The 20,375-nt window shown below is 70.3% G+C and carries 19 protein-coding genes; 3 read left to right on the top strand and 16 right to left on the bottom strand.

The genetic code is table 11. The features are described 5' to 3' along the window. Positions 1 to 6: 6 nt before the first annotated feature. The 9 genes from AC1ROY_RS13685 to AC1ROY_RS13645 form a co-directional block, all read right to left on the bottom strand. The gene (locus tag AC1ROY_RS13685) at positions 7 to 957 is read right to left on the bottom strand and encodes a sterol desaturase family protein (RefSeq protein WP_493149380.1); all 951 of its coding nucleotides are present in this window, start codon (positions 955 to 957) and stop codon (positions 7 to 9) included. Continuing rightward, entirely contained in the window at positions 954 to 1,721 is a 768-nt protein-coding gene (locus AC1ROY_RS13680) for a polysaccharide deacetylase family protein (RefSeq protein WP_493149379.1), read from the bottom strand. Before AC1ROY_RS13680 ends, AC1ROY_RS13685 begins: the two co-directional genes overlap by 4 nt. A gap of 14 nt (positions 1,722 to 1,735) precedes the next feature. Further along, entirely contained in the window at positions 1,736 to 2,878 is a 1,143-nt protein-coding gene (locus AC1ROY_RS13675; protein WP_493149378.1) for a YncE family protein, read from the bottom strand. A gap of 173 nt (positions 2,879 to 3,051) precedes the next feature. Next, positions 3,052 to 3,768 carry an SDR family NAD(P)-dependent oxidoreductase gene (locus tag AC1ROY_RS13670; RefSeq protein ID WP_493149377.1) on the bottom strand — a complete coding sequence of 239 codons (717 nt, stop codon included), beginning with the start codon at positions 3,766 to 3,768 and terminating at the stop codon, positions 3,052 to 3,054. Positions 3,769 to 3,770: 2 nt separating this feature from the next. After that, complete coding sequence (locus tag AC1ROY_RS13665; protein ID WP_493149376.1) at positions 3,771 to 5,009, bottom strand: ABC transporter substrate-binding protein; 1,239 nt, start codon at positions 5,007 to 5,009, stop codon at positions 3,771 to 3,773. Positions 5,010 to 5,064: 55 nt separating this feature from the next. Then, positions 5,065 to 5,772, bottom strand: a complete 708-nt coding sequence (locus tag AC1ROY_RS13660; protein ID WP_493149375.1) for an ABC transporter ATP-binding protein — start codon at positions 5,770 to 5,772, stop codon at positions 5,065 to 5,067. Further along, a complete protein-coding gene (locus AC1ROY_RS13655) occupies positions 5,759 to 7,531 on the bottom strand; it encodes a branched-chain amino acid ABC transporter ATP-binding protein/permease (RefSeq protein WP_493149374.1) in 1,773 nt (590 codons plus the stop codon). Before AC1ROY_RS13655 ends, AC1ROY_RS13660 begins: the two co-directional genes overlap by 14 nt. A gap of 5 nt (positions 7,532 to 7,536) precedes the next feature. Continuing rightward, entirely contained in the window at positions 7,537 to 8,508 is a 972-nt protein-coding gene (locus AC1ROY_RS13650) for a branched-chain amino acid ABC transporter permease (RefSeq protein ID WP_493149373.1), read from the bottom strand. A 194-nt stretch (positions 8,509 to 8,702) separates the two neighbouring features. After that, positions 8,703 to 9,413 carry a GntR family transcriptional regulator gene (locus AC1ROY_RS13645; RefSeq protein ID WP_493149372.1) on the bottom strand — a complete coding sequence of 237 codons (711 nt, stop codon included), beginning with the start codon at positions 9,411 to 9,413 and terminating at the stop codon, positions 8,703 to 8,705. Between the two features lie 167 nt (positions 9,414 to 9,580). Here AC1ROY_RS13645 and AC1ROY_RS13640 point away from each other — a divergent pair, with 167 nt between their 5' ends. Both AC1ROY_RS13640 and AC1ROY_RS13635 read left to right on the top strand, forming a co-directional pair. Next, positions 9,581 to 9,985 (top strand): carboxymuconolactone decarboxylase family protein, encoded by a 405-nt coding sequence (locus AC1ROY_RS13640; protein WP_493149371.1) that lies wholly within the window; start codon positions 9,581 to 9,583, stop codon positions 9,983 to 9,985. Next, complete coding sequence (locus AC1ROY_RS13635; protein ID WP_493149370.1) at positions 9,982 to 10,896, top strand: NAD(P)-dependent oxidoreductase; 915 nt, start codon at positions 9,982 to 9,984, stop codon at positions 10,894 to 10,896. Before AC1ROY_RS13640 ends, AC1ROY_RS13635 begins: the two co-directional genes overlap by 4 nt. 35 nt (positions 10,897 to 10,931) lie before the next feature. On the opposite strand, the gene AC1ROY_RS13630 is transcribed toward AC1ROY_RS13635, so the two are convergent. Both AC1ROY_RS13630 and AC1ROY_RS13625 read right to left on the bottom strand, forming a co-directional pair. Next, a complete protein-coding gene (locus tag AC1ROY_RS13630) occupies positions 10,932 to 11,720 on the bottom strand; it encodes an N-acyl homoserine lactonase family protein (protein WP_493149468.1) in 789 nt (262 codons plus the stop codon). Between the two features lie 5 nt (positions 11,721 to 11,725). After that, positions 11,726 to 12,058 (bottom strand): carboxymuconolactone decarboxylase family protein, encoded by a 333-nt coding sequence (locus AC1ROY_RS13625; RefSeq protein ID WP_493149369.1) that lies wholly within the window; start codon positions 12,056 to 12,058, stop codon positions 11,726 to 11,728. 324 nt (positions 12,059 to 12,382) lie between these two features. Here AC1ROY_RS13625 and AC1ROY_RS13620 point away from each other — a divergent pair, with 324 nt between their 5' ends. Continuing rightward, the gene (locus AC1ROY_RS13620) at positions 12,383 to 13,354 is read left to right on the top strand and encodes a Bug family tripartite tricarboxylate transporter substrate binding protein (RefSeq protein WP_493149368.1); all 972 of its coding nucleotides are present in this window, start codon (positions 12,383 to 12,385) and stop codon (positions 13,352 to 13,354) included. Positions 13,355 to 13,358: 4 nt separating this feature from the next. Here AC1ROY_RS13620 and msrB read toward each other — a convergent pair whose 3' ends face one another. The 5 genes from msrB to AC1ROY_RS13595 all read right to left on the bottom strand — a co-directional run bounded on the left by msrB (position 13,359) and on the right by AC1ROY_RS13595 (position 20,238). Further along, positions 13,359 to 13,760, bottom strand: a complete 402-nt coding sequence (msrB, locus tag AC1ROY_RS13615) for a peptide-methionine (R)-S-oxide reductase MsrB (RefSeq protein ID WP_493149367.1) — start codon at positions 13,758 to 13,760, stop codon at positions 13,359 to 13,361. A 3-nt stretch (positions 13,761 to 13,763) separates the two neighbouring features. Beyond that, complete coding sequence (gene msrA / locus AC1ROY_RS13610) at positions 13,764 to 14,303, bottom strand: peptide-methionine (S)-S-oxide reductase MsrA (RefSeq protein ID WP_493149366.1); 540 nt, start codon at positions 14,301 to 14,303, stop codon at positions 13,764 to 13,766. Between the two features lie 99 nt (positions 14,304 to 14,402). Continuing rightward, positions 14,403 to 15,785, bottom strand: coding sequence for an aminotransferase (locus tag AC1ROY_RS13605; RefSeq protein ID WP_493149365.1), 1,383 nt, complete (start codon positions 15,783 to 15,785; stop codon positions 14,403 to 14,405). Between the two features lie 60 nt (positions 15,786 to 15,845). After that, positions 15,846 to 16,478, bottom strand: coding sequence for a phosphoribosyltransferase (locus AC1ROY_RS13600; RefSeq protein WP_493149364.1), 633 nt, complete (start codon positions 16,476 to 16,478; stop codon positions 15,846 to 15,848). A gap of 142 nt (positions 16,479 to 16,620) precedes the next feature. Next, positions 16,621 to 20,238, bottom strand: a complete 3,618-nt coding sequence (locus tag AC1ROY_RS13595; protein WP_493149363.1) for an autotransporter outer membrane beta-barrel domain-containing protein — start codon at positions 20,236 to 20,238, stop codon at positions 16,621 to 16,623. Between the last annotated feature and the right edge of the window lie 137 nt (positions 20,239 to 20,375).

Here is a 20,375-nt window from a genome sequence, read left to right as displayed (position 1 = left end):
GCGCGCTTACGCCCCCTTGGCCGTGATCGCCCGCCAGACCTGCCGCAGCCCCACCACCTGCTGCGCGAGCCAGCCGCCGCGCACATAGGCCGTAGGCGCGTCCGGATCGCCCGTGCGGGGGTAGTGGTCGCGCCGGAAGTCGGCCGTGCCGAAGATCCAGTCCCAGACCGGTAGCAGCACGCCGTAGTTCTTGCCCGAGTTCCCCACGCTCAGCACGCCGTGATGCAGCCGGTGGAAGCGCGGGCTGACCAGCAGCCGCTCGCCGACCTTGCCGAAGTCGAGGCGGACATTGGCGTGGCTCAGGCTCTCCGCCAGCCGCAGCACCAGCAGGATGACGGGGAACTGGCCCGGCGGCACGCCGATCGCCACCGCGATGATGCCGAACCAGGCGGCGGCGATGATGTCGTCCAGGATATGGTTCCGGTCGTCGGTCCAGAAGGTCATCTGGGTCTGGGCGTGATGGATCGAGTGCAGCGCCCACCACCAGGGAAACATGTGCTGCAGCCGGTGCCGCCAGTATTCCGCGAAGTCGAGGATGACGATGTAGCAGGCGAAGGCCGCGAGCGGCTGGTCGCGCAGCCAGGGGACGAGGTTCTCGAGCGTCGGCGGGATGAAGCCGCTGTCGGCGATCATCCCCTCGATGCGGGACGAGGCGGCGTAGAACAGGAAAAAGCCCAGCAGCGGCAGGATGCCGAGCCGCGACAGCAGCGTGTAGAGCACGTCCGTGCGCACCACCCGCTGGCTCTCCCAGCGCTCAACGGGGCGCCAATGCTCCAGCGGCAGGCAGACCAGCGCGACGACGATCACCTGGATCACGCCGAAGACGAAGAAATCCATCCACTGGAAGGCCTCGTCCGCCCAGTTCATCAGGCCGAGCTGGTACATCGCCGGCTGCAGCAGCACCTCGAAGAGCCAGCCGGTCAGGCGGTCGTAATGGTCCTGGATGAAATCGGTCATCTCTTCCCCTCGGGCGGGAGGGTGGCGAAGCAGAAACCCCGGTCGAGCAGGCCCGTCACCAGCGCCTCGAAGATAAGGCCGAAGGGCTCGCGGCGCGAGCGCACGCCCCAATGCATGACGAGAACCTCACCATCGCGGATCTGCGCGAGGTTGCGGCGCAGCAGCGCGGCGTTGGGGCTGGACGCGGAATCCAGCTCGTCGCCGAGGAAGCCGTGCGCGCTCCAGCCCTGGTGGCGCAGCCCGCAGGCCGCGGCCATGCGCAGCGCGCCAGGGGTGACGATGCCGCCGGGCGCGCGCCAGAGCGGCAGGATCCGCGCCTGGGGCGCCAGCGCGCGCAGGGCCTCGACCGGCCGGGCGAGCTCGGCGCAGAGGGTGGCCTGGTCCAGCACCTCCCGCCCCTCGCCCCGGTTGGAAACGTAGGAGGTCCGCCCCGGGCCAGCGTCGCCGCGAAAATACCAGTGCCGCCAGGTGTGGCTGGCGAAGGCATGACCCTCCGCCGCGCGGGCCTGCCAGAACGGCGCCCAGGAGGGATCGAGCGAGCGGTCGCCGCGGTGGGTCGGCTCCTGCGCCACGAAGAGGGTGGCACGGATGCCGTGCCGCGCCATGGCGGCGGCGATCGTCTCCGCCTCGCGCGCCCAGCCGGTGTCGATGGTGAGATAGAGCGTACCGGTGCAGGCGCGCGCCAAGCGCGGGCTCGCCGGCTGCGCGGCGGCCGACGCCGGCCATGCCAGCGCGGCGAGGCCGAGGGCGCGGCGCGTCGGCATCTCAGCGCCCCGTCTTAGCGCAGGGTGGCGCGGGCGGGGTAGCTGCCGGGCGTGCCGGCATTCACGCGGACCGCGACGTCGGTCGCGGCGGGCGCCACCGGCGTGGGCGCCGCTGCGGCCCGGGCGATCGCGCCGCCGCCCACCACGGGCTGCGTCATGGGCCGGCTGCCGCTGATGGCGCCCGGCGCGGCGAAGGCGAAGTCGGCGCCGAGACCCTGGCGCTGCGGCACCACGAAGATTCCATGCGGGCTGCGCCCCACGCGGACCTGCGCGTTCTCGCCCGTGCGTGGGTCGAAGGCGAGGATGCGGCCCGTCCAGCGCAGGGTCGCGAAGATGCGGCCCTCGGGGTCGAAGGCGAGGCAGTCCGGCCCGCCGGGGATGTCGAAGACGCGGCGGACCTCATAGGTCTCGGCGTCCACCTCGGCGATGCGGCTGTCCACGCGCGACGTGGCGTAGAGGGTGCGCCCGTCCGGCGCCGGGAAGGCCGTGTGCGCGCCGCGGCCGACCTGGAAGACCGGGCGGACCTCGCGCGTCGCGGGGTCCAGCGTCACGAAATCCTGCCGGCCCATCAGGCCGATCAGCAGCTTGCCGCGGTTCCAGATGATGCCGGCGGGCTCGGGCCCGACATCCTGCACCCAGGCCACGGCGCCGGAATACATGTCCACCGCCGAGACCTGGCCGGTGCCCTGGAGCGTCACATAGACCCAGCGGCTGTCGGGGCTGAAGGCGACATGGCTCGGCTTGTCGCGCTGGCGGAAGCGCTGGAGCAGCGTCAGCGAGGCGGCGTCGTAGATGTCGATCTGATCGCGCCGGAGGGAGGCCACCACGAGGAAGCGGCCGTTCGGGCTGTATTCCAGGTGGTAGGGGTTGCTGATCCGCTCGCGCCGGCGGATCTCGCCGGTCTGCGGATCGAGGAAGATCAGTTCGTTGGCAGCGCTGTCGCCCAGCACCAGCTCCCGGCCGTCCGGCGAGAGGACGATGTGGTGCGCCTCCCGCAGCAGCGGGATGCGGCGGACCTCCTGGAAGGTCGTGACGTCGACCACCGAGATGGAGGCGTCGCCAGAATTGAGGACGTAGACCGTGTCGGCCCGTGCCGACGCCGTGGCGATGCAAAGGAACAGCAAGGCGGCGCGCCACATGGCAGTCAGGGCCTTCACGGCAATTCGACGATTGCAATCAAACGCATAACTCCGGCGGTTTCAAGGCGATCGGCATGGAAATGTCCGATCCTGCTCCTGAACACACCAAGAATTGATAAAGTTGCAAGGCCAGGGACAGCCGGGCCGGTCCCCGGCCATGGGCCAATGGCCGGCCGGAGCCGGCCGCCGTCTCAGTACATGACCATGCCGCCGTCGGCGACCAGCGTGGCGCCATGGACGTAGGAGGCCTCCGGCGAGAGCAGCCAGGCGATGGCGGGCGCGATCTCCTCGGCGGTGCCGAGCCGGTTGAAGGAGGTCATGCCCTCCACCCTCGCGCGGATCGCCGGGTCGCCCAGCGGCCCGGCGGCGAAGGGCGTGTCGATCATGCCGGGCGCGATGGTGTTCACCGCGATCCCCTGCGGCCCGAGCACGCGGGCGGCATTCTTGGTCATCGCCAGCACCGCGCCCTTGCTGGTGGCATAGGCGACGGTGCCGGCCAGCCCGCCGCCGCGCAGCCCCGCGACACTGGCGACCGTGCAGATGCGGCCGCCCGCCTGCATCATCGCCGCCGCCTCGCGCAGGCAGAGGAAGGTGCCGATGACGTTGACGTCGTGGATGCGGCGGAAGATCTCGACCGTCGTCTCCGCGAAGGGCGCGGTGGTGTAGATGCCGGCGCAGGTGGCCAGGGCGTCGAGCCCGCCGAAGGCGGCCTTCACCTCGGCGAAGGCGCGTACGACCGCATCCTCATCCGACACGTCCACGGCGATGGCGGGATCATCGGGCCCGGCGACGGACTGCGCCGCCTCCAGGTTCCGGTCGAGGCACGCGACCCGGTGGCCGCGCGCCCGAAGCAGCCGCGCGGTGGCGGCGCCGATGCCGCTGCCGGCCCCGGTGATGGCGACGCGCATGCTCAGCGCCGCAGCCAGAAGATCTCCGCGGTGGCCGAATCCGACGGGTAGACGGTCACCGGGCGGTTGTTCTGCCACTGCACCACCATCGGCCCCGCCTCCTGGCGCAGTCCGTTCGCGTCGAACCGGATGCGCCGCCCCGGGAAGTACAGCGCGGCACCGTCGGTGATGTCGATGGTGCGGAGCGCCTCGGCCACCGCGCGGCGGTCGGCGCGGCCGGCCTTCTGCAGGGCGTCGCGCATGATCCACATGTCGCCGTAGGTCGCGATGCCGTTCTGGCCCATCCAGGGCTCGCCGGTCGCCTGCTTGAACTCCTCGATGATCGCGTCCTGGCCGCGCGAATCCCAGTTGCCGACCACGGTGGTGAAGCCCTCCATCTGCTCCGGCCGCAGGTTGCGCAGCAAGTCGGACTGCGCCATGGCGATGCCGCTGCCGATGGTCGGCACCCGGCCGCGGCCCAGGCCGAACTCGTTCATCTTCTCGATCAGCAGCTTCACGTCGGAGATCACGGTGATCGGCATGATCAGCAGGTCCGGCCGCGCCTGGCGCACCTTCTGGATCAGCGGCGTCGCGTCCGAGAGCGGGGGCGTGAAGGTCTCGTCCATCACGATGCGCAGGCCGAAGCGCGAGGCCGCCTCCTGCCGCACCGGCTCGACGAAGGAGACGGAGGAGGCGGTGTTGTCGGTCAGGATCGCCACCGTCTGCGGCCGCCGCCCCGTCGCCTGCTGGCCGAGGTTCATCATGATCGGCAGCGCCTCCTTGGCCTGGTCGCCCGCCTTGGCCGAGGTCTGGAAGACGTAGCGGAAGCCGCGGGTGGTGATCAGGTCGGAGTAGCTGAGCGTCAGCATCGGCAGCTCCGCCCGCTCCGTCACCTCGGTCGCCGAGAGGGTGAAGGAGGAGAGGTAGGCGCCGGAGCAGGCGACGAGGTCCGGGCTGTCGGCCACCATGCGCTGGGCGGCGTTCTTCGCCTTCTCTGTGGTGTCGCCGCAGTCGAAGGCCAGCAGCTCCAGCCGCGCGCCGCCGAGCGCGGGCACGCCGCCCTGCGCGTTGATGTGCCGCACGGCAAGCTCGGCGCCCATGCGCATGAGCTGGCCGAAGCGGGAGTAGATGCCGGAGAGCGGCACCAGCAGCCCCACCTTCACCGAGGAGGGCGCCGTCTGCGCCTGCGCCGCCCCGAGGCTGGCCGCCGTGAGCGTGGCGCCGGCCATCAGTTCCCGGCGCGTGGTCCTGAGAATGGTCATCGTTCTGTCTCCCGTTGTCTCGGCCCGGTTGATCCGGCGCCGGCTGAAATCTTGCTCACATGCCCAGATAGGCCTGGCGGACGCGGTCGTCGGCGCTGAGCACGGCATGGGTGCCCTCCAGCGCGATGCGCCCAGCCTCCAGTACATAGCCGCGATCGGCGAATTCGAGCGCCTCGGCGACACGCTGCTCCACCAGCAGGATGGTCATGCCGGCCTGCCGGTGGATCTCCACCAGACGCTCGAAGATGAACTCCGCCATCGCCGGCGAGAGGCCCATCGACGGCTCGTCCAGCATGAGCAGCTTGGGCGCCGAGGTCAGTCCGCGGGCCACCGCCACCATCTGCTGCTGCCCGCCGGAGAGCGTGCCCGCGAGCTGGCCGCGCCGCTCGGCCAGGATCGGGAACCACTCCAGCACCTGCGCCAGGTTGCGCGCCCAATCGCGCCGGCCGGCCGCGGTGCTGGCGCCCATCTCCAGATTCTCCATCACCGTGAGCGAGGGGAAGAGCTGGCGGCCCTCCGGCACATGCGCGATGCCGAGATGCGCGCGCTGCGCCGCCGGCACCTCGGCGAGGTCGGTGCCGCCGAAGCGGATGCGCCCGGCGCTGGGCCGCACGATACCGGAGATCGCCTTGAACAGCGTCGTCTTGCCCGCGCCGTTGGGCCCGACCACCGCGACGAACTCGCCCGCCTCCACGCGGAGGCCGACGCCCTTCAGCACGGGGGAGCCGCCATAGCCGGCATGCAGGTCCTCAATCTCGAGCACGGGCGCCCCACTTCGTTCCGAGATAGGCCTCGATCACCTTCGGGTTGCCGGTGATCTCGGCCGGCAGGCCCTCCGCCAGCACCGCGCCGTGGTCGAGCACCACGAAGCGGTCGACCAGCCGCACCATGGCATGCAGCGTGTGCTCGATGATGACGACCGTGGTGCCCTCCGCGGCGACGCGGCGGATGACGCCGAGCAGCCTTTCCACCTCCGGCGCGCCGAGCCCGGCGAAGGTCTCGTCCAGCAGCAGCAGGCGCGGGCGGCCGGCCAGGGCGCGGGCCAGCTCCGTCAGCCGGAGGTCGAGGTTGCTCAGCGTGCCCGCGAGCTCGTCGAGGCGGGCGCCGAGGCCGACGCGGTCGATCGCCGCCCGCGTCAGGGCGCGCGCTTGCTCGATGCCCTCGGCATGCGCCTGCGCGCCGCTCATGACGTTGTCGGCGACCGACATGCGGGCAAAGGGGCGCACCACCTGGAAGGTGCGGCCGACGCCCAGGCGGCAGAAGCGGTTGGGCTGCAGGTTGGTGACGTCGCGCCCGTCCAGCAGCACGCGGCCGGCATCGGGGCGGACGAAGCCGTTGAGCAGGTTGAACAGCGTCGTCTTGCCGGCGCCGTTCGGGCCGATCAGGCCGAGGATCTCGCCCTCGCGCACGTCGAAGCTGACATCCTGCACGGCGCGCACGCCGCCGAAGCTGCGCGACAGGCCCTCCACCCGCAGGATCACCGGCGCATCGGCCGGCGGCGGCACGTGAGGCGGCGAGGGCTCCTCGGGCGGGGCAACGGCTTCCATGACCGGGGCCTCGGCGGCACGCCGGCGGCGGCGGATATCGGCGATCTTCCAGTAGATGCCCTCCGGCGCCAGCAGGATCACGGTGATGATGGCGATGCCGAAGACCACGCCCTGGATGCCGGGGATAACAGCGCCGAACTGCGCGTGCAGCGTCTCCCCCAGCGGGATCAGGATGAGCGCGCCGATGACCGGCCCCCAGACCGTGCCGACGCCGCCGAACATCGCGACCGTCAGCGCCTGGGCCGAGATCAGCATGCCGAAGACCGCCTCGGGCGTGACCACCAGCAGGATCACCGCATGAAAGCCGCCGATGGTGCCGGCCAGCGCACCGCTCAAGGTGATGGTGATGAGCTTCAGCCGCCGCGTGTCGATGCCGATCGCCTCGGCCGCCGCCTCGTTCTGCTTGATGGCGGTCAGCGCCAACCCGTAGCGGGAGCGCTCGACCAGCCGCATCGCCACCATGGTGAGCAGCAGCAGGCCCAGGGCGAGGTAGATGTAGATTCGGTAATCGGCGAACTGGAGAAAGACCCAGCCGCGCTCGCGGATCAGCGGGAGCGAGACCTCCTGGTGGCCGAGCCAGAGGAAGATGTTCAGCAGCGCCAGGGGATAGGCGAGCATGGCCAGCGCGAAGTAATGCCCGCGCAGCCGGAAGGTCGGCAGGCCGATGAGCAGACCGGAAATCGCACCGACCAGCCCCGCCAGGGGGATGCCGAGCCAGGGCGTCAGGCCGAACTTCACGAAGCACAGCGCAACGGTATAGGCGCCGAGGCCGAAGAAGGCGGCGTGGCCGAAGGAGATCAGCCCCGTCATGCCGCTGAGCAGGTTCCAGGACAGGCCGAAGATCGCCCAGACCGGCACCAGCACCAGGGTCAGCTGGTGGTAGCTGTTGGAGACGAAGAGGCTCAGCACGGCGTAGCCCGCGCAGAAGACGAGGATCGGCCACAGCATGCGGGCCGGGGGGAGCGTGCGGAACATCGGGCCTAGGTCCTCTCCGCCGAGCGGCCGAGCAGGCCCTGCGGACGCAGGAAGACCACCAGCAGGAAGACCACGAAGATCGCCGTGTTCTGCAGCTGCGTGGGCAGCAGCAGGGCCGAGCACTGCTGGATCACCCCGATCAGCAACCCGCCCCAGAAGGCGCCGAGCGTCGAGCCCAGCCCGCCCAGCACCACGCCGGCATACATGATGATGACGTATTCCAGCCCGACATAGGGGGTGAAGCTGTAGCTCGAGGCCAGCAGCCCGCCCGCGATGGCGGTGACGCCGATGCCCAGGCCGAAGGTGATGCGGTGCGCGCCATCGACGTCGATGCCCACGTAGAGCGCCGCCTGCACGTTGTCCGCCGCCGCGCGCAGCGATTTGCCCAGCCGCGAGCGCGTGACGAAGGCGACCAGCGCCGCCACCACGGCGATGGCGATCAGCGCGCCGACGGCGCGCGCCTGGTTGATGAAGACCACCACGTCGCCGCCCGCGAATTCGAGCTCCCAGGCCGTCGAGGAGATGTCGCTGGGGATGGAGACCGGCGCGCTGCCGAAGAGGATCTGCCCGCCGCTCTGCAGGATCAGCGACAGGCCGAGCGTCAGGATCAGCTGAGCGTAATGGCCCTCGCCCTCCAGCCCTCCGATGCGCGTGCCGGTGACGCGGGACAGTAGGAAGCGCTGCGCGAGATAGCCGAGCAGGAAGAGCACCGGCCCGGCCAGCAGTGCCGCGACGAAGGGCCCGGCGCCGGCGCCGAAGATCGCCTGCAGCCCCAGCAGGGTGAAGAGATGCAGCGCCACGTACATGCCGAGCATCATGAAGTCGCCCTGGGCGAAGTTGATCACGCGCATGACGCCGAAGATCAGGCTCAGCCCGACGCACATCAGCCCGTAATGCGCGCCCAGCAGCAGCCCCGCATTGAGGGCCTGCAGGATGCCTTCCAACTGCATCATCGCCGCGAGCGTCCGACGAGCCACGATTCTTCCGGCGGGTGCGGCGCGACCTTCTCGGGTGCAATCCAATCGGACAATGACGTCTCCTCGCACCCTTGTTGCCGGGTTGCGGCCGCACCGTCGCAGCGGCGGTGGCGGGATGTCAACGATCTTCAGATTGTCCTACAGAATTAATAGGCCCCAGCGACCTAACCGAGCAGACACGAAGCCGCGGCGGGCTACTCCGCGGCCGTTCCGACGCGCGACTGACTGGCCGCGGCCTGCTCGTTGAGGATCCGCAGCGCGACCTCGGCGGCCTTCATCACGTGCTCGCGGCACGCCTTCCAGGCGCCCTCGCGGTCGCGGCGCTCGATCGCCTCGACGATGCGGCGGATCTCGACGACGGTCTGCGGCAGGCGGTTCGGGTCCGAGAGGGTCGTGGCGCGCAGCTGGGAATTGCGGTTCAGCAGCTGGTCCAGCATGCGCGCGACATAGGCGTTGCGGCAGCCGCGCAGCATCACGTCGTAGAAGCGCCGCTTCAGCCTCAGCACGGCCATGCGGTCGGTGGAGCCCGGCCTGACCGCGGCGATCTCCTCGAAGACCGTGCGGAGCTCGGCGATCTCCTCGATCGACGCACGCTCGGCGAAGCCCTGGCCGGCCAGGGCCTCCAGCACGGCGCGGACCTCGTAGACCTGCGTCGCCTCGGCGGCGGAGAGATAGGCGACGAAGGGCCCGCGATTCGGTACCACCGTGACCAGACCCTCGGCCTCCAGGAGCCGCACCGCCTCGCGGATCACGCCGCGGCTGACGCCGAACACCTCGCAGAGCAGCCGGTCCGACAGATGCTCGCCGGGCAGGAAGCGGCTGGTGATGATGGCCTCGCGCAAGCGCTCCTCGACCTGGCGCCGCACAGGCTGGGGCGTGACCCGAAGCGAAGGATTGTCCGGCATTCTTTCCTGTATTTCCGGTTAGGAGAGATTGTCTCCCCTATCACACAATCTGGCCTCCCGCGGGTAGGCCGTCCAGAAAAAGAGGCCGGCGACGCTCGTGCCGCCTCAGATTGACGGACAATCTGGCAGGGTAGTAGCGTCGCCCATACCCAAGGGAGGTACCCAGAATGTCCGACGCCACATTGTTCGCCAAAGGGCTCGAGGTCCGCCGCGCGGTCCTGGGCGCTGAGTATGTCGATGGCGGAATCGCCAAGGCCGACGATTTCATGATGGCCTTCCAGAACATCACCACCGAATGGTGCTGGGGCTATGCCTGGACCCGCCCCGGCCTGACGCATCGCGAGCGCTCGATGCTCAACCTCGCGATGCTGACGGCGCTGGGCCGCACGCCGGAGATCAAGCTGCACACCAGGGGCGCCCTGACCAACGGCCTGACGGTCGACGAGATCAAGGAGGTCCTGCTCCACGCCACCGTCTATTGCGGCATTCCCGCCGGGCTGGACGCCTTCAAGGCGGCGCATGAGGTCCTGGTGAAGGAGGGCGCGCTGGCCGGCGAGCCGGCCAGCAAGTGAGCGCCGCCGAGCTGCGCCGCATCGCCTTCATCGGCATCGGCAACATGGGCTGGCCGATGGCCGCCAATCTGGTCAAGGCCGGCTTCGACGTCGTGGTCTGCGACAGGCTGCCCGATCTCACCGCACGCTTCGCCACGGAGGTCGGCGGCGAGGCCGCCGCCGATGCGGCTGCGGCGGCGCGCGGCGCGGATGCCGTGGTCACGATCCTGCCGACCTCCAAGCATGTCGTGCAGGCGGTGGAGGCGATGGGCGACGCGCTGGCGTCCGGCATGCTGCTGATCGACATGACCTCAGGCGTGCCGACCACGACGCGCAACCTGGCCGAAAGCCTCGCCCCGCGCGGGGTGAAGGTGATCGACGCCCCCGTCTCCGGCGGCGTGCCGAAGGCGAAGACGGGCGAGCTGGCGATCATGCTGGGCGGCGATGCGGCGGAGGTGGCGCGGGCCGATGCGGTGCTGCGCGCCATGGGCACGGCGCTGACCCATGTGGGCGATGTCGGCGCGGGACAGGCGATGAAGGCGCTGAACAACCTGATGGGTGCGGCGGGCTTCCTGATCGGCGTGGAGGCGCTGCTGATCGGCCAGCGCTTCGGGCTGGATCCGGCGCAGATGGTCGATGTGCTGAACGCCTCGACGGGCATGAACAGCAGCACGCAGCGGAAGTTCAAGCAGTTCGTCCTGTCACGCCGTTTCGATGCCGGCTTCGGGCTGGAGCTGATGGCCAAGGACTGCTCGGTGGCGATGGAGGTCGCGCGCGACACCGCGACGCCGGCGCCCTTCGCGGCGCTGTGCCGGGAGATGTGGGTCAGCGCCGTCGCGATGCTCGGCCCCGGCCAGGACCACACGGCCATGGCGCAGTTCTCCGAGCGCCTGGTGGGCGAGACGCTGGGCGGCGGAAACCGGCCGGACTGAAAGGCTCGGGGGAGAATTCCTTCTCCCCCGACCTCCTACTTCTTCGGCGCGACATCCAGCCGCACGGCGATGCCCTCAAGCTCCGGGCTGACGGCGGGGTAGCGCTGCATCACGAGCGGATCGTGGCCCGGTATGATGTGGTCCTCGCTGTCCGCGGCGGCGCGCAGCCGGTCGAAGCCTTCCAGCATCTCGCCGATGTGGAAGGCGGTGGTGAAGGGCCGGCCGCTCTCCATGTTCTCGTAGAAATGCGTGACGTCCGAGGCGAGCACGACAGTGCCGCGCGCGGTCGCCACGGAGACGAACTGCAGCCCCGCCGAATGCCCGCCGGTCGGGTGCAGCCGGACGCCCGGCCAGGGCTCGACCACGCCCTCGTCGAAGATGACGCGCTCGGCGTAGTTCATGCGGATGATGCCGGTGACATCCTCCACCTCGAAGGAATGGCGCAGCTGCTTATGCCGCATGTAGTGGCCGCAGGCGTAGTGCAGTTCGGCCTCCCGCAGATGAAACTTCGCCCTCGGGAAGCGGTCGAAGTTGCCGACGTGGTCGTAGTGCAGGTGCGTCAGCACGACGTCCGTCACCTCGGCGGGATCGACGCCGAGCAGCGCCAGGCTCTCGACCGGGCAGCGCAGGTGCTCGCGGCCGCGCTTGGCAGCGACCGCGGCGGTGAAGCCGGTGTCGACGACGATCGTGCGCTCGTCGTTGCGGATCACCCAGACGAAGTAGTCCATGGGCATCGGCCCGTCATGCGGGTCGCCGCCGATGAAGTGCTGGTGGCGCCGCGCGTCCCGCCGGGCGTAGCGGAGGGCGAAGATCTCGTAGGTCATCCGGGTCACGCGCCCCGCTTCTCCAGAATCTCGGTCAGCACCGTCGCCGCCGTCATCGAGGCCGGCCAGCCGGAATAGAAGGCGAGGTGCGTGATCAGCCCGGCGATCTCCTCCACGGTCACGCCATTGTCCAGCGCGCGGCCGATATGGGTGTTGAGCTGCTCGGGGCGATAGGTCGCAACCAGGGCGGCCACAGTGATCAGGCTGCGGTCGCGCTTGGACAGGTCCTCGCGCTCCCAGATCTCGGCGTAGACGACGCGCTCGGTGAGCTCGACGAGGGCGGGAACGGTCTTGCGGACGCGGTCGCGCTGGGCGGATTGCGGGATCGGCTTGCTCATGGGTGGTTCCTCCGGTTGGAGGGTCGCGGCCGGTCCCGGCGACCGTGCCACAGGCTCCGGGCCGGCGCTGCGATGCCGCCGCTTCCCGCCTGATCCTGGCCGCTCGATCGGTCCTGCATGGTGCCTTCCGATGTTTCCGATCCGCGCGGCCTTCGCCGCGCCGACCAGCCGCTCCCCTGGGGGAAGCCTATGGCCCGGCGCCGGGCGCGGCAAGCTTCGTCGGATTGTTCTACAAAATTATTGCCGGCGGCCAGGCGTCGTGGTTGCCTGATACCGAACGGGCAGCCCACGCGGCCCGACGATCCAAGGGAAGGAAATCATCTCATGCGGGCAAGGCTCTGGCTCGGCTGTCTCCTGGCGTTCTGCGGCGGCGCCGCGACGGCGCAGGACTACCCCACGCGAACCGTCACCATGATCGTGCCCTCCGCGCCGGGCGGCACACTCGATGCGCTGGGGCGGCTGATGGCCCAGGCGATGAGCCCGGACCTCGGCCGCACCGTGGTGATCGAGAACGTCACCGGCGCCGGCAGCCTGGTCGGCATGCAGCGCCTCGTCCGCTCCGATCCGGAAGGCTATGTGATCGGCTTCGGCAATGTCGGCTCCATGGCGGCCAATGTCGCGACCACGCGGGACCTGGGCTTCGATCCCCGGACGGACCTGACGCCGATCAGCATCGTCGCCAACGTGCCCATGGTGCTCGCGGCCAGCCCGCGCTCCGGCCTGCGCGACCTCGCCAGCCTGGTGTCGCGGATCCGCGAGCGCGGCGAGGGCGTCACCTTCGGCACCGGGGGCGCCGGCACCACCGGCCATCTCGCCCCGGCCTTTCTGTTCACGCTCATCGGCGCGAAGGGCATGCTCGTGCCCTATCGCGGCGCCGGGCCGGCGATGAGCGACCTGGCGGCCGGCACGGTCGATGTGGTGATCGACCAGACCGTGACGATGATCCCGGCGCATCTGGGCCATACGGCGGTGGCGCTCGCCGTCACCGGCAGCGCCCGCGCCGCCCAGCTGCCGGACGTGCCGACCTTCGCGGAGGCCGGCGTGCCCGGCTTCGACATGGTGATCTGGAACGCCATCGCCGGGCCGAAGGGCATGCCGCCTGCAGTGACGCAGCGCCTCCTGCGCTCGATCGAGGCGGCGCTGGCCAGCCCCACCGTCGCCTCCCGCTTCGCCGATCTGGCGACCACGATGCCGCCGCCGGCGCAGCGCGGGCCGGAGGCGATGCAGCGGCAGATCGTCGCGGACGTGGACCGCTGGCAGCAGGTGGTGCGCAGCTCGGGAATGGCGCTCCAGTAGGGGGCTATTCCTTGGGCTCGAAGTCGAGCGCGGCGCCGTTGATGCAGTAGCGCAGCCCGGCCGGTCCCGGCCCGTCCGGGAAGACGTGGCCCTGGTGGCCGCCGCAGACGGCGCAATGCACCTCGACGCGCCGCATGCCGTGGCTGTCGTCCAGGCTCTCGCCGATCGCGCCCTCGACGGGCGCGGTGAAGGAGGGCCAGCCGCAGCCGCTGTCGAACTTCGCGTCGCTCTCGAAGAGCGGCGTGCCGCAGCCCTTACAGAGGAAGACCCCTTCCCGCTTCTCCCAGTTCAGCGGCGAGGTGCCCGGGCGCTCGGTGGCCTGATGGCGCAGCACGCGATAGGCGACCGGGTCGAGCTCGGCCTGCCACTCGGCGTCGCTGCGCCGGACGGGGAACTCCTCGTCCATGGCTCAGGCCCCCACGCGGCTGAGGCGCGAGGCGAAGCTCTTGCGGAACTTGCTCACCTTCGGCGCGATGACGGCACGGCAATAGCCGGACCAGGGGTTGCGGTTGAAGTAGTCCTGGTGCTCCGGCTCGGCGGTGTAGAAGGCGCCCGCGGGCGCGAGCTCGGTGACGAAGCGGCCGTTCCAGATGTTCAGGCCTTCGACCTCGGCGATGACCTGGCGGGCCGTCTCCATCTGCTCCGGCGTCTCCGTGAGGATGATCGAGCGGTATTGCGGGCCGACATCGGCGCCCTGGCGGTCCTTGGTGGTGGGGTCGTGCAGGGTGAAGAACATGCGCAGCAGGTCGGTATAGCTGACGACATCAGGGTCGAAGGCGATGCGGACCACCTCGGCATGGCCCGTCTGCTTGCCGCAGACCTGCTCGTAGGTGGGGTTGGGCAGGTGTCCGCCGGCATAGCCGGAGACGACGTCGGAAACGCCGGCGACGTCACGAAAGGCCGCGTCGAGGCACCAGAAGCACCCGCCGCCCAGGGTTGCGTGTTCCATCTCGGTTTCTTCTCCTTTGTTGGGCCAGGAGATGGGGTCCCCGCGCCGGCCGGAAAAGGCCCCAAGGGGGCTCCAGAGAGGGGCCCTTCCGGCCGCCGGTCAGGCGGCCTTGGAGACGGCTCCCATCTCGGCCCAGGCGGCGTCGAGGCCCTGGCCGAAGCGCGCGCACATCTCGCCGATCTCGGCCTCGGTGATGATGAGCGGCGGGGTGAAGGCGATGCGGTCGCCGATGGCGCGGACCACGAGGCCGGCCTCGCGGCACTTCTCCTGCACGAGGACGCCGACCTTCTGCGCCGGCGCGAAGGGCTCCTTCGTGGCCTTGTCGGCGACCAGCTCCACGCCGGCGATCAGCCCCACGCCTCTGACGTCGCCGACCAGCGGGTGGTCGCGGAACTTTTCCAGCCCGGCCAGGAACACCGGCGAGACCTTCTTCACATGCCCGATCATGTCGCGCTCGGCATAGATGTTCAGCGTCTCGATGCCGACCGCGCAGGCCACGGGATGGCCGCCATAGGTGTAGCCATGGCCGAAGCTGCCGTTCTTCTTCGAGCCGGCCAGCAGCGCCTCGTGGATCGGCTTGGAGATCAGCGTCGCCGAGAGCGGCTGGTAGGCGGCCGTCAGCTGCTTCGCGCAGACCAGCAGATCCGGCTTCATGCCGTAGGTGGTGCTGCCCCACATCTCGCCGGTGCGCCCGAAGCCGCAGATCACCTCGTCGGCGACCAGGAGGATGTCGTGCTTCTTCAGGATGGGCTGGATCAGATCGAAATAGCCCCGGGGCGGCGTGAGCGCGCCGCCGCCGCCCTGCACCGGCTCCGCGAAGAAGGCGGCGATGGTGTCGGCGCCCTCCTTCTCGATCAGGGCCTCCAGCTCGGCGGCCATGCGGGCGGAGAACTGCTCCTCCGTCTCGCCGGGCTCGCCGAAGCGGTAGTAGTTGGGGTTGCTGACCTTCAGGAAACGGTCGCCCAGCGGCAGGTCGAAATCCGCCTGCATGTGCGGCTGGCCCGAGAGCGACGCCGTCGCGATGGTGTTGCCGTGGTAGCCGCGCACGCGGGCGATGAGCTTCTTCTTGTTGGGACGGCCGATCAGGTTGTTGTAGTACCAGATCATCTTGATGGCGGCGTCGTTCGCCTCGGAGCCCGAGCACTGGAAGGCGACATGCGTCAGCCCCTCCGGCGCGAGGTCGACCAGCTTCTCGGCCAGGATCACGCCGGGCTCATGCCCCTTGGCGAAGAAGGTGTGGTAGTAGGGCAGCTGCAGCAGCTGCTTGTAGGCGGCATCCGCCAGCCGCTTCTCGGAGAAGCCGAGCGAGGTGCACCAGAGGCCGGCCATGGCCTCGATGTACTCGCGCCCCTCCGTGTCCCAGACCCGCACGCCCTCACCCTTGGCCATAAGGATGGCGCCCTGCTCGCCGTGCTCGGCGAGGTCGGTCTGCTGGTGGATGAAGTGCGCGATGTCGGCTTCGTGGAGGTTGTTCGGGCGCATGGAGGATCTCCGCGGGATGTCTGGCGGGAGCATCGCGCCAAGCACCCGCCGGACGCAACCTCAGACCGGGAACCAGCCCCCCTCTCCTTGCTCGAAGCGCGGCGTCTCGCAGACGCTCACCGCGGGAATGTCGGACGGCCATTCCGGCACCCAGCGCCGCGTCTGGATCATCGCCACGCAGAGCCCGACCGGCCGCAGCCCCGCCGCCGCGAGCAGGCCGAGCCCGGCCAGCGCGGAGCTGCCCGTCGAGACCACGTCGTCCACCAGCAGCACGCGCTTCCCTTCCAGCCGCGGCAACATGCGCGGGTCCAGCCAGACCCGGCGCTCGGCGGTGGTGGTGATGGAGCGCATCGGCACGCTCAGCGCAGCGTCGTACCAGAGCTTCTGCGAATAGCCGGCCGCGACCCAGTTGGGATGGCCCAGCCGCTCGGCCAGCAGTGGCGCGAAGACATGGCCGAGGGTGGGAAGGCCAAGGACGATCTCGGGTTCCAGCGCCCGTGCCGCGTCGGCCATCCAGCCGACGAGGGCGTGGATCACGGGGAAGCTGGCCTGGGTGGCGATCAGCCCGGCGACGCCGATCGGGCGGATCGGCATGTGCAGCCAGGACCCGTCGGGCATGCGGACGGGGTAGCGCTCGCCAAAGGGCGGCCCGGGATCGGGCTCGGCGTCGAAATGCTGCCAGGGGTCCTGCAAGATGGGATGGCTCCGGAGGAAGGATCGTCCGCCGTCACTGTCATGTCTGGGGACGGGAGCCAATCCGGAGGGTTGCGAGAGGGGCTCCGCCCCTTCTCGCGCTCTCCCCGCCAGGGACTCAGGTCCCTGGACCCTTCCGACCTCAGAAGGCGAAGCGCATCCGCGCCGTCCCGTTCGCCGCATAGCCGCTGCCGGAGAACTCGCCGTCCACCCGCGCCGTCAGCGTCGCCTGCGGGCTGATCCGCCAGTCCACGCCGGCCGAGACCAGCGCCACATGCTCGTCCGGCCGCGCCCCGTTGACCGTGAAGCCCGAGCCCGGCAGGCCCACGAAGCTGGCGCTCATCCGCGCGTCGCGCTGGAGGTAGGCACCCCAGCCCAGCCGCCCGAAGGCCGAGATCCGCGCGTTCACCACCGCATCGGCCCGCACGCCCAGCTCGATCCGCGAGTTGCCGGAGTTGCGGCCCTGCACCGCCAGCGCCGCCGGCGCCAGGCCCACGATCGTGGTCTCGGTGAAGTCCGGGCTGTCGAACCAGCTGCCCTGGAAGGCGATGCCAGGCGTCAGCGTCACGCCCGGCACCAGGCCCGTCACCCGGTAGCCCGCCTCGAGGCGCGTCGAGGCGCCGGAGGTCGTGTAGCGGCCGTTGATGGTGCCCAGGCCCATGAAGCCGGCCGAGCGGCGCGTCGTCACGTCGTTGCCGCCATAGGTCACGGCGCCCGCGAGGCGCAGCGCCCCGTAGCCGCCCGAGGCATAGACACCGCCCTGGATCTGCGCCGTCTCGGCCCGGCCGAGGCCGCCGCCCAGGCTGACCTGCGTGCCGGCGCCGGCCAGCGCGAAGCCGGCCAGCCAGTCCGCGTTCAGGCGCATGTCGGCGCCGACAGCAACGCCGCCGCCGCCGGTCGTTGCCGAATGACTCCCGACATTGGCCTCGCCGCCCCAGCGCGAGCCGCCACCGAAGCCGGCCGCCCAGACCGAGTACTTGCCCGTCGGAATGCCGTTGGCGCCATCGCCCTGGCCGAGGCGCCCCCCTTCAAGACGCCACGGGTCCAGCATCGTGGCCAGGACCTGGCCGCTGGTCTCGACCTGCGAGCGCATCCCCGCCACGTGGAGCTCGCCGGAAAGCTGGCTCAGCCCCTGCGGCAGCGAGCCGACCGGCAGGTTGTAGAGCGGGAAGAAGGCGGAGACGTCGGCATTGGAACCGGAGACGGCTCGGTCGAAGGCGGCGGCCATCGCGAGCTGGTTTCCACCCGCGCCGACGCGGTCGGCGATCGGTGCGAGCGCGTTGGGCTGCAGCGTCAGCGCCAGCCCGTTCCCGGTCTGGGCAAAGAAGCTGTTCACGCCCGCACCGAACGCGCCCTGGGTGTTGATGGCGGCGAAGCTGCCGGTGACGTTGCCGGCCTGCAGGAAGCTGTAGGTCTGGTTGAAGCCGAAGCCGTTGCCCACGGCGACCAGCCGCAGGGTGCCGCCCAGCGCCGCCGTGCCGCTGACGACGATACGGTCGGAGGTCGTGCCCTGGACCTCCATCACCGTGGTCGAGCCGCTCTGCAGCGTCAGGTTGCCGGCCACGTTGATGGTGCCCGGCGAATTGCCCGGCGAGAGCGTGCCGCCGCTGCCGATCACGGTGGAGGGCAGCGTGCCCGTGCCGCCGACCAGGCCGCCCGCGCCGACCGTCAGGCCGGAGGAGGCGGCGATGGAGCCGTTCACGATCAGCGAGCCGCCGCTCACCTGGGTCGTGCCCGTGTAGCTACTGGTGCCGCCGAGCGTCATGGTGCCGCCGGTCACGGCGAAGGAGCCGCCCGCGCCCGAGATCGCGCCGGAGAAGCTGCCGCCCGAGGTGACCGTCAGCCCCTTGGCGCCGAGCGCGACGCTGCCCGCACCGTTCAGCGTGGGCAGCGAAAGGCCCGCGGCATTCATCCCCGAGGCGTCGAAGGTGCCGCCCTGCGCCACGCTCAGCCCGCCCGTGCCGATCGAGCCGGCGCCCGAGAGGCGCAGCGCGCCGGCATTCACCGCCGTGCCGCCCGTGTAGGTATTGGCCGAAGTCAGCGTGGTGCTGCCCGTGCCGATCTGCTGCAGCGCGCCGCTGCCGGAGATGGCGGCGCCCACCTCCAGCGCGGCGTCAGAGCGGCTGAAGGCCAGCACGCCGTTGTTGACGATGCTCGCCGAGACGATGGCGCCGCTGGTCCCGCCATTGCCCACCTGCACCGTGCCGGACTGGATGGTCGCCGTGCCGAAGCCGGTATAGGCGCCGGCCACCACGAAGCGGCCCGTCGAGCCCAGCGCGAAGGTGAGCGTGTTGCTCCCCGTCCCCGCGGTCACGTTGCCCGAGATGCTGCCGCCCTGGATGGTGAGCTGGTTGCTGCCGTTGCCGAAGAGGATCGCCGTCGCGCCGCCGGTCGAGATGGTGCCCGAGGTCGTCAGCACGTTGTTGCCGTTGCCGAAGGACACGGCCGGGCCGGCGCCGCTGGTCGTGATCGTGCCCGTGTTGGTCACGGTGTTCGGGCCGTTGCCGAGGAAGCCCAGTGCCGCCTCGCTGCCCGCGCCCGAGATGGTGCCGGAGTTGGTCACGATATTGGCGAAGTCGCCCGTCACCAGGATGGCCGCGCCCGCCAGGCCCCGGATGGTGCCGGCATTGATGATGGTGATGGCGCCGTAGGGCGAGCCCAGCGCGCCGTCGTCAATCAGGATGCCGCGCGAGGCGCCCGAGATCAGCGCGCCCGCAGCGTTCTCGACCAGCCCGCCGCCCATGGCGATGCCCTCGGAGCCGTTGGGCTGCCCGCCCGAATCCACGCCGCCCGCGCCGGTGCCCTGGATGGTGCCGAAGTTGCGGACCGTGCCGATCAGGTCGAAGTCCACGCCGTCGCCGTCGCCGTTGACCTGCGCGTTGCCGTTGGAATCGAAGATGTTGCCCACGCCGGCATAGGCGCCGGTGATGGTGCCGTAGTTCGTCACCGTGCCGTTGCCGTCCGAGCCGATGCCCGAGCCGTTGCGGCCGAGGATCACGCCGCCCGCCTGGTTCACCACCATCACGTCGTCGTCGGCCGTGATGCCGTGCCGGGCGCCCGAGATCAGGCCGCCCGCGAGGTTGTTGATCGTGGTCCCCGTGCGGCCGCCCATGTCGATGCCGTCGGAGGTGCCGTTGTCGCCGCCCGAGGTGTTGGCGCCGTAGCTGCGGATCGTGCCGGCATTGTTCAGCACCATATTCTGGCCGAGGCGGACCGCGTCGTCCGTCATGGCCTCGATCACGCCGCCGGCGCGGTTGTTCACCGTGAAGCTGTTGCCCGTGCCTGCGGCGACGCCGCGCAGGTCGAGCGCCTGGCCGAGCGCGATCACGCCCGTCCCGCCCGACTGGATCAGGCCGGAATTGTTGATGGTGACCGTGCTGCCCGTGAGATCCGTGTTGATGCGGACCGTGTCGTTGGCCGTGGAGCGGATGGTCGCGCCGGCATTGTTGTCCAGCGTGAGATTGCGCGGCGTGGTAGCGCCGCCACTCGAATCGATGGCGCGGCCGGTGCCAGTCTGCTCGATGAGGCCGGAATTGCCGATGACCACGGCCGTCGAGCTGTTGTTCCAGTTGATGGCCTGCCCGCTGCCGACGCTGAGCGTGCCGCCCGCCTCGACCGTGCCGGTCTGCGTGCCGTTCAGCGTGTGGCCGGAATTGTCGGTGGTGCCGGTGGTGACGGTGAAGGTCTGCGCCATGGCAGGCGCGACGAGGCTGGCGGGAAGAATGGCGGCCGAGGCCAGCAGAGTCCGGCGAAAATCCAAGGTGCAGCTCCCGTGCATGACGGGGCGCGAAGCTCAATCCGCGCCCGTAATGGCGCGGACCATGTGAGAAGTCTCAGGATTGCAATAGGTTCGGTTTGATGACAGTTGAAACCGGCACCGGGGAACGGAAGGCGCTG

The organism is Roseococcus sp. GW821-FHT12F05, from assembly GCF_058806835.1.
Note: the sequence above shows the minus strand (reverse complement) of the source record. Positions and strands in the feature narration are given on the sequence as shown.

Bases quoted from the DNA above. Each gene is read 5' to 3' on its own strand.
- AC1ROY_RS13685 (WP_493149380.1), bottom strand. From the start codon at position 957: ATGACCGATTTCATCCAGGACCATTACGACCGCCTGACCGGCTGGCTC.
- AC1ROY_RS13680 (WP_493149379.1), bottom strand. From the start codon at position 1,721: ATGCCGACGCGCCGCGCCCTCGGCCTCGCCGCGCTGGCATGGCCGGCG.
- AC1ROY_RS13670 (WP_493149377.1), bottom strand. From the start codon at position 3,768: ATGCGCGTCGCCATCACCGGGGCCGGCAGCGGCATCGGCGCCGCCACC.
- AC1ROY_RS13665 (WP_493149376.1), bottom strand. From the start codon at position 5,009: ATGACCATTCTCAGGACCACGCGCCGGGAACTGATGGCCGGCGCCACG.
- AC1ROY_RS13655 (WP_493149374.1), bottom strand. From the start codon at position 7,531: ATGTTCCGCACGCTCCCCCCGGCCCGCATGCTGTGGCCGATCCTCGTC.
- AC1ROY_RS13645 (WP_493149372.1), bottom strand. From the start codon at position 9,413: ATGCCGGACAATCCTTCGCTTCGGGTCACGCCCCAGCCTGTGCGGCGC.
- AC1ROY_RS13640 (WP_493149371.1), top strand. From the start codon at position 9,581: ATGTCCGACGCCACATTGTTCGCCAAAGGGCTCGAGGTCCGCCGCGCG.
- AC1ROY_RS13630 (WP_493149468.1), bottom strand. From the start codon at position 11,720: ATGACCTACGAGATCTTCGCCCTCCGCTACGCCCGGCGGGACGCGCGG.
- AC1ROY_RS13625 (WP_493149369.1), bottom strand. From the start codon at position 12,058: ATGAGCAAGCCGATCCCGCAATCCGCCCAGCGCGACCGCGTCCGCAAG.
- AC1ROY_RS13620 (WP_493149368.1), top strand. From the start codon at position 12,383: ATGCGGGCAAGGCTCTGGCTCGGCTGTCTCCTGGCGTTCTGCGGCGGC.
- msrB (WP_493149367.1), bottom strand. From the start codon at position 13,760: ATGGACGAGGAGTTCCCCGTCCGGCGCAGCGACGCCGAGTGGCAGGCC.
- msrA (WP_493149366.1), bottom strand. From the start codon at position 14,303: ATGGAACACGCAACCCTGGGCGGCGGGTGCTTCTGGTGCCTCGACGCG.
- AC1ROY_RS13605 (WP_493149365.1), bottom strand. From the start codon at position 15,785: ATGCGCCCGAACAACCTCCACGAAGCCGACATCGCGCACTTCATCCAC.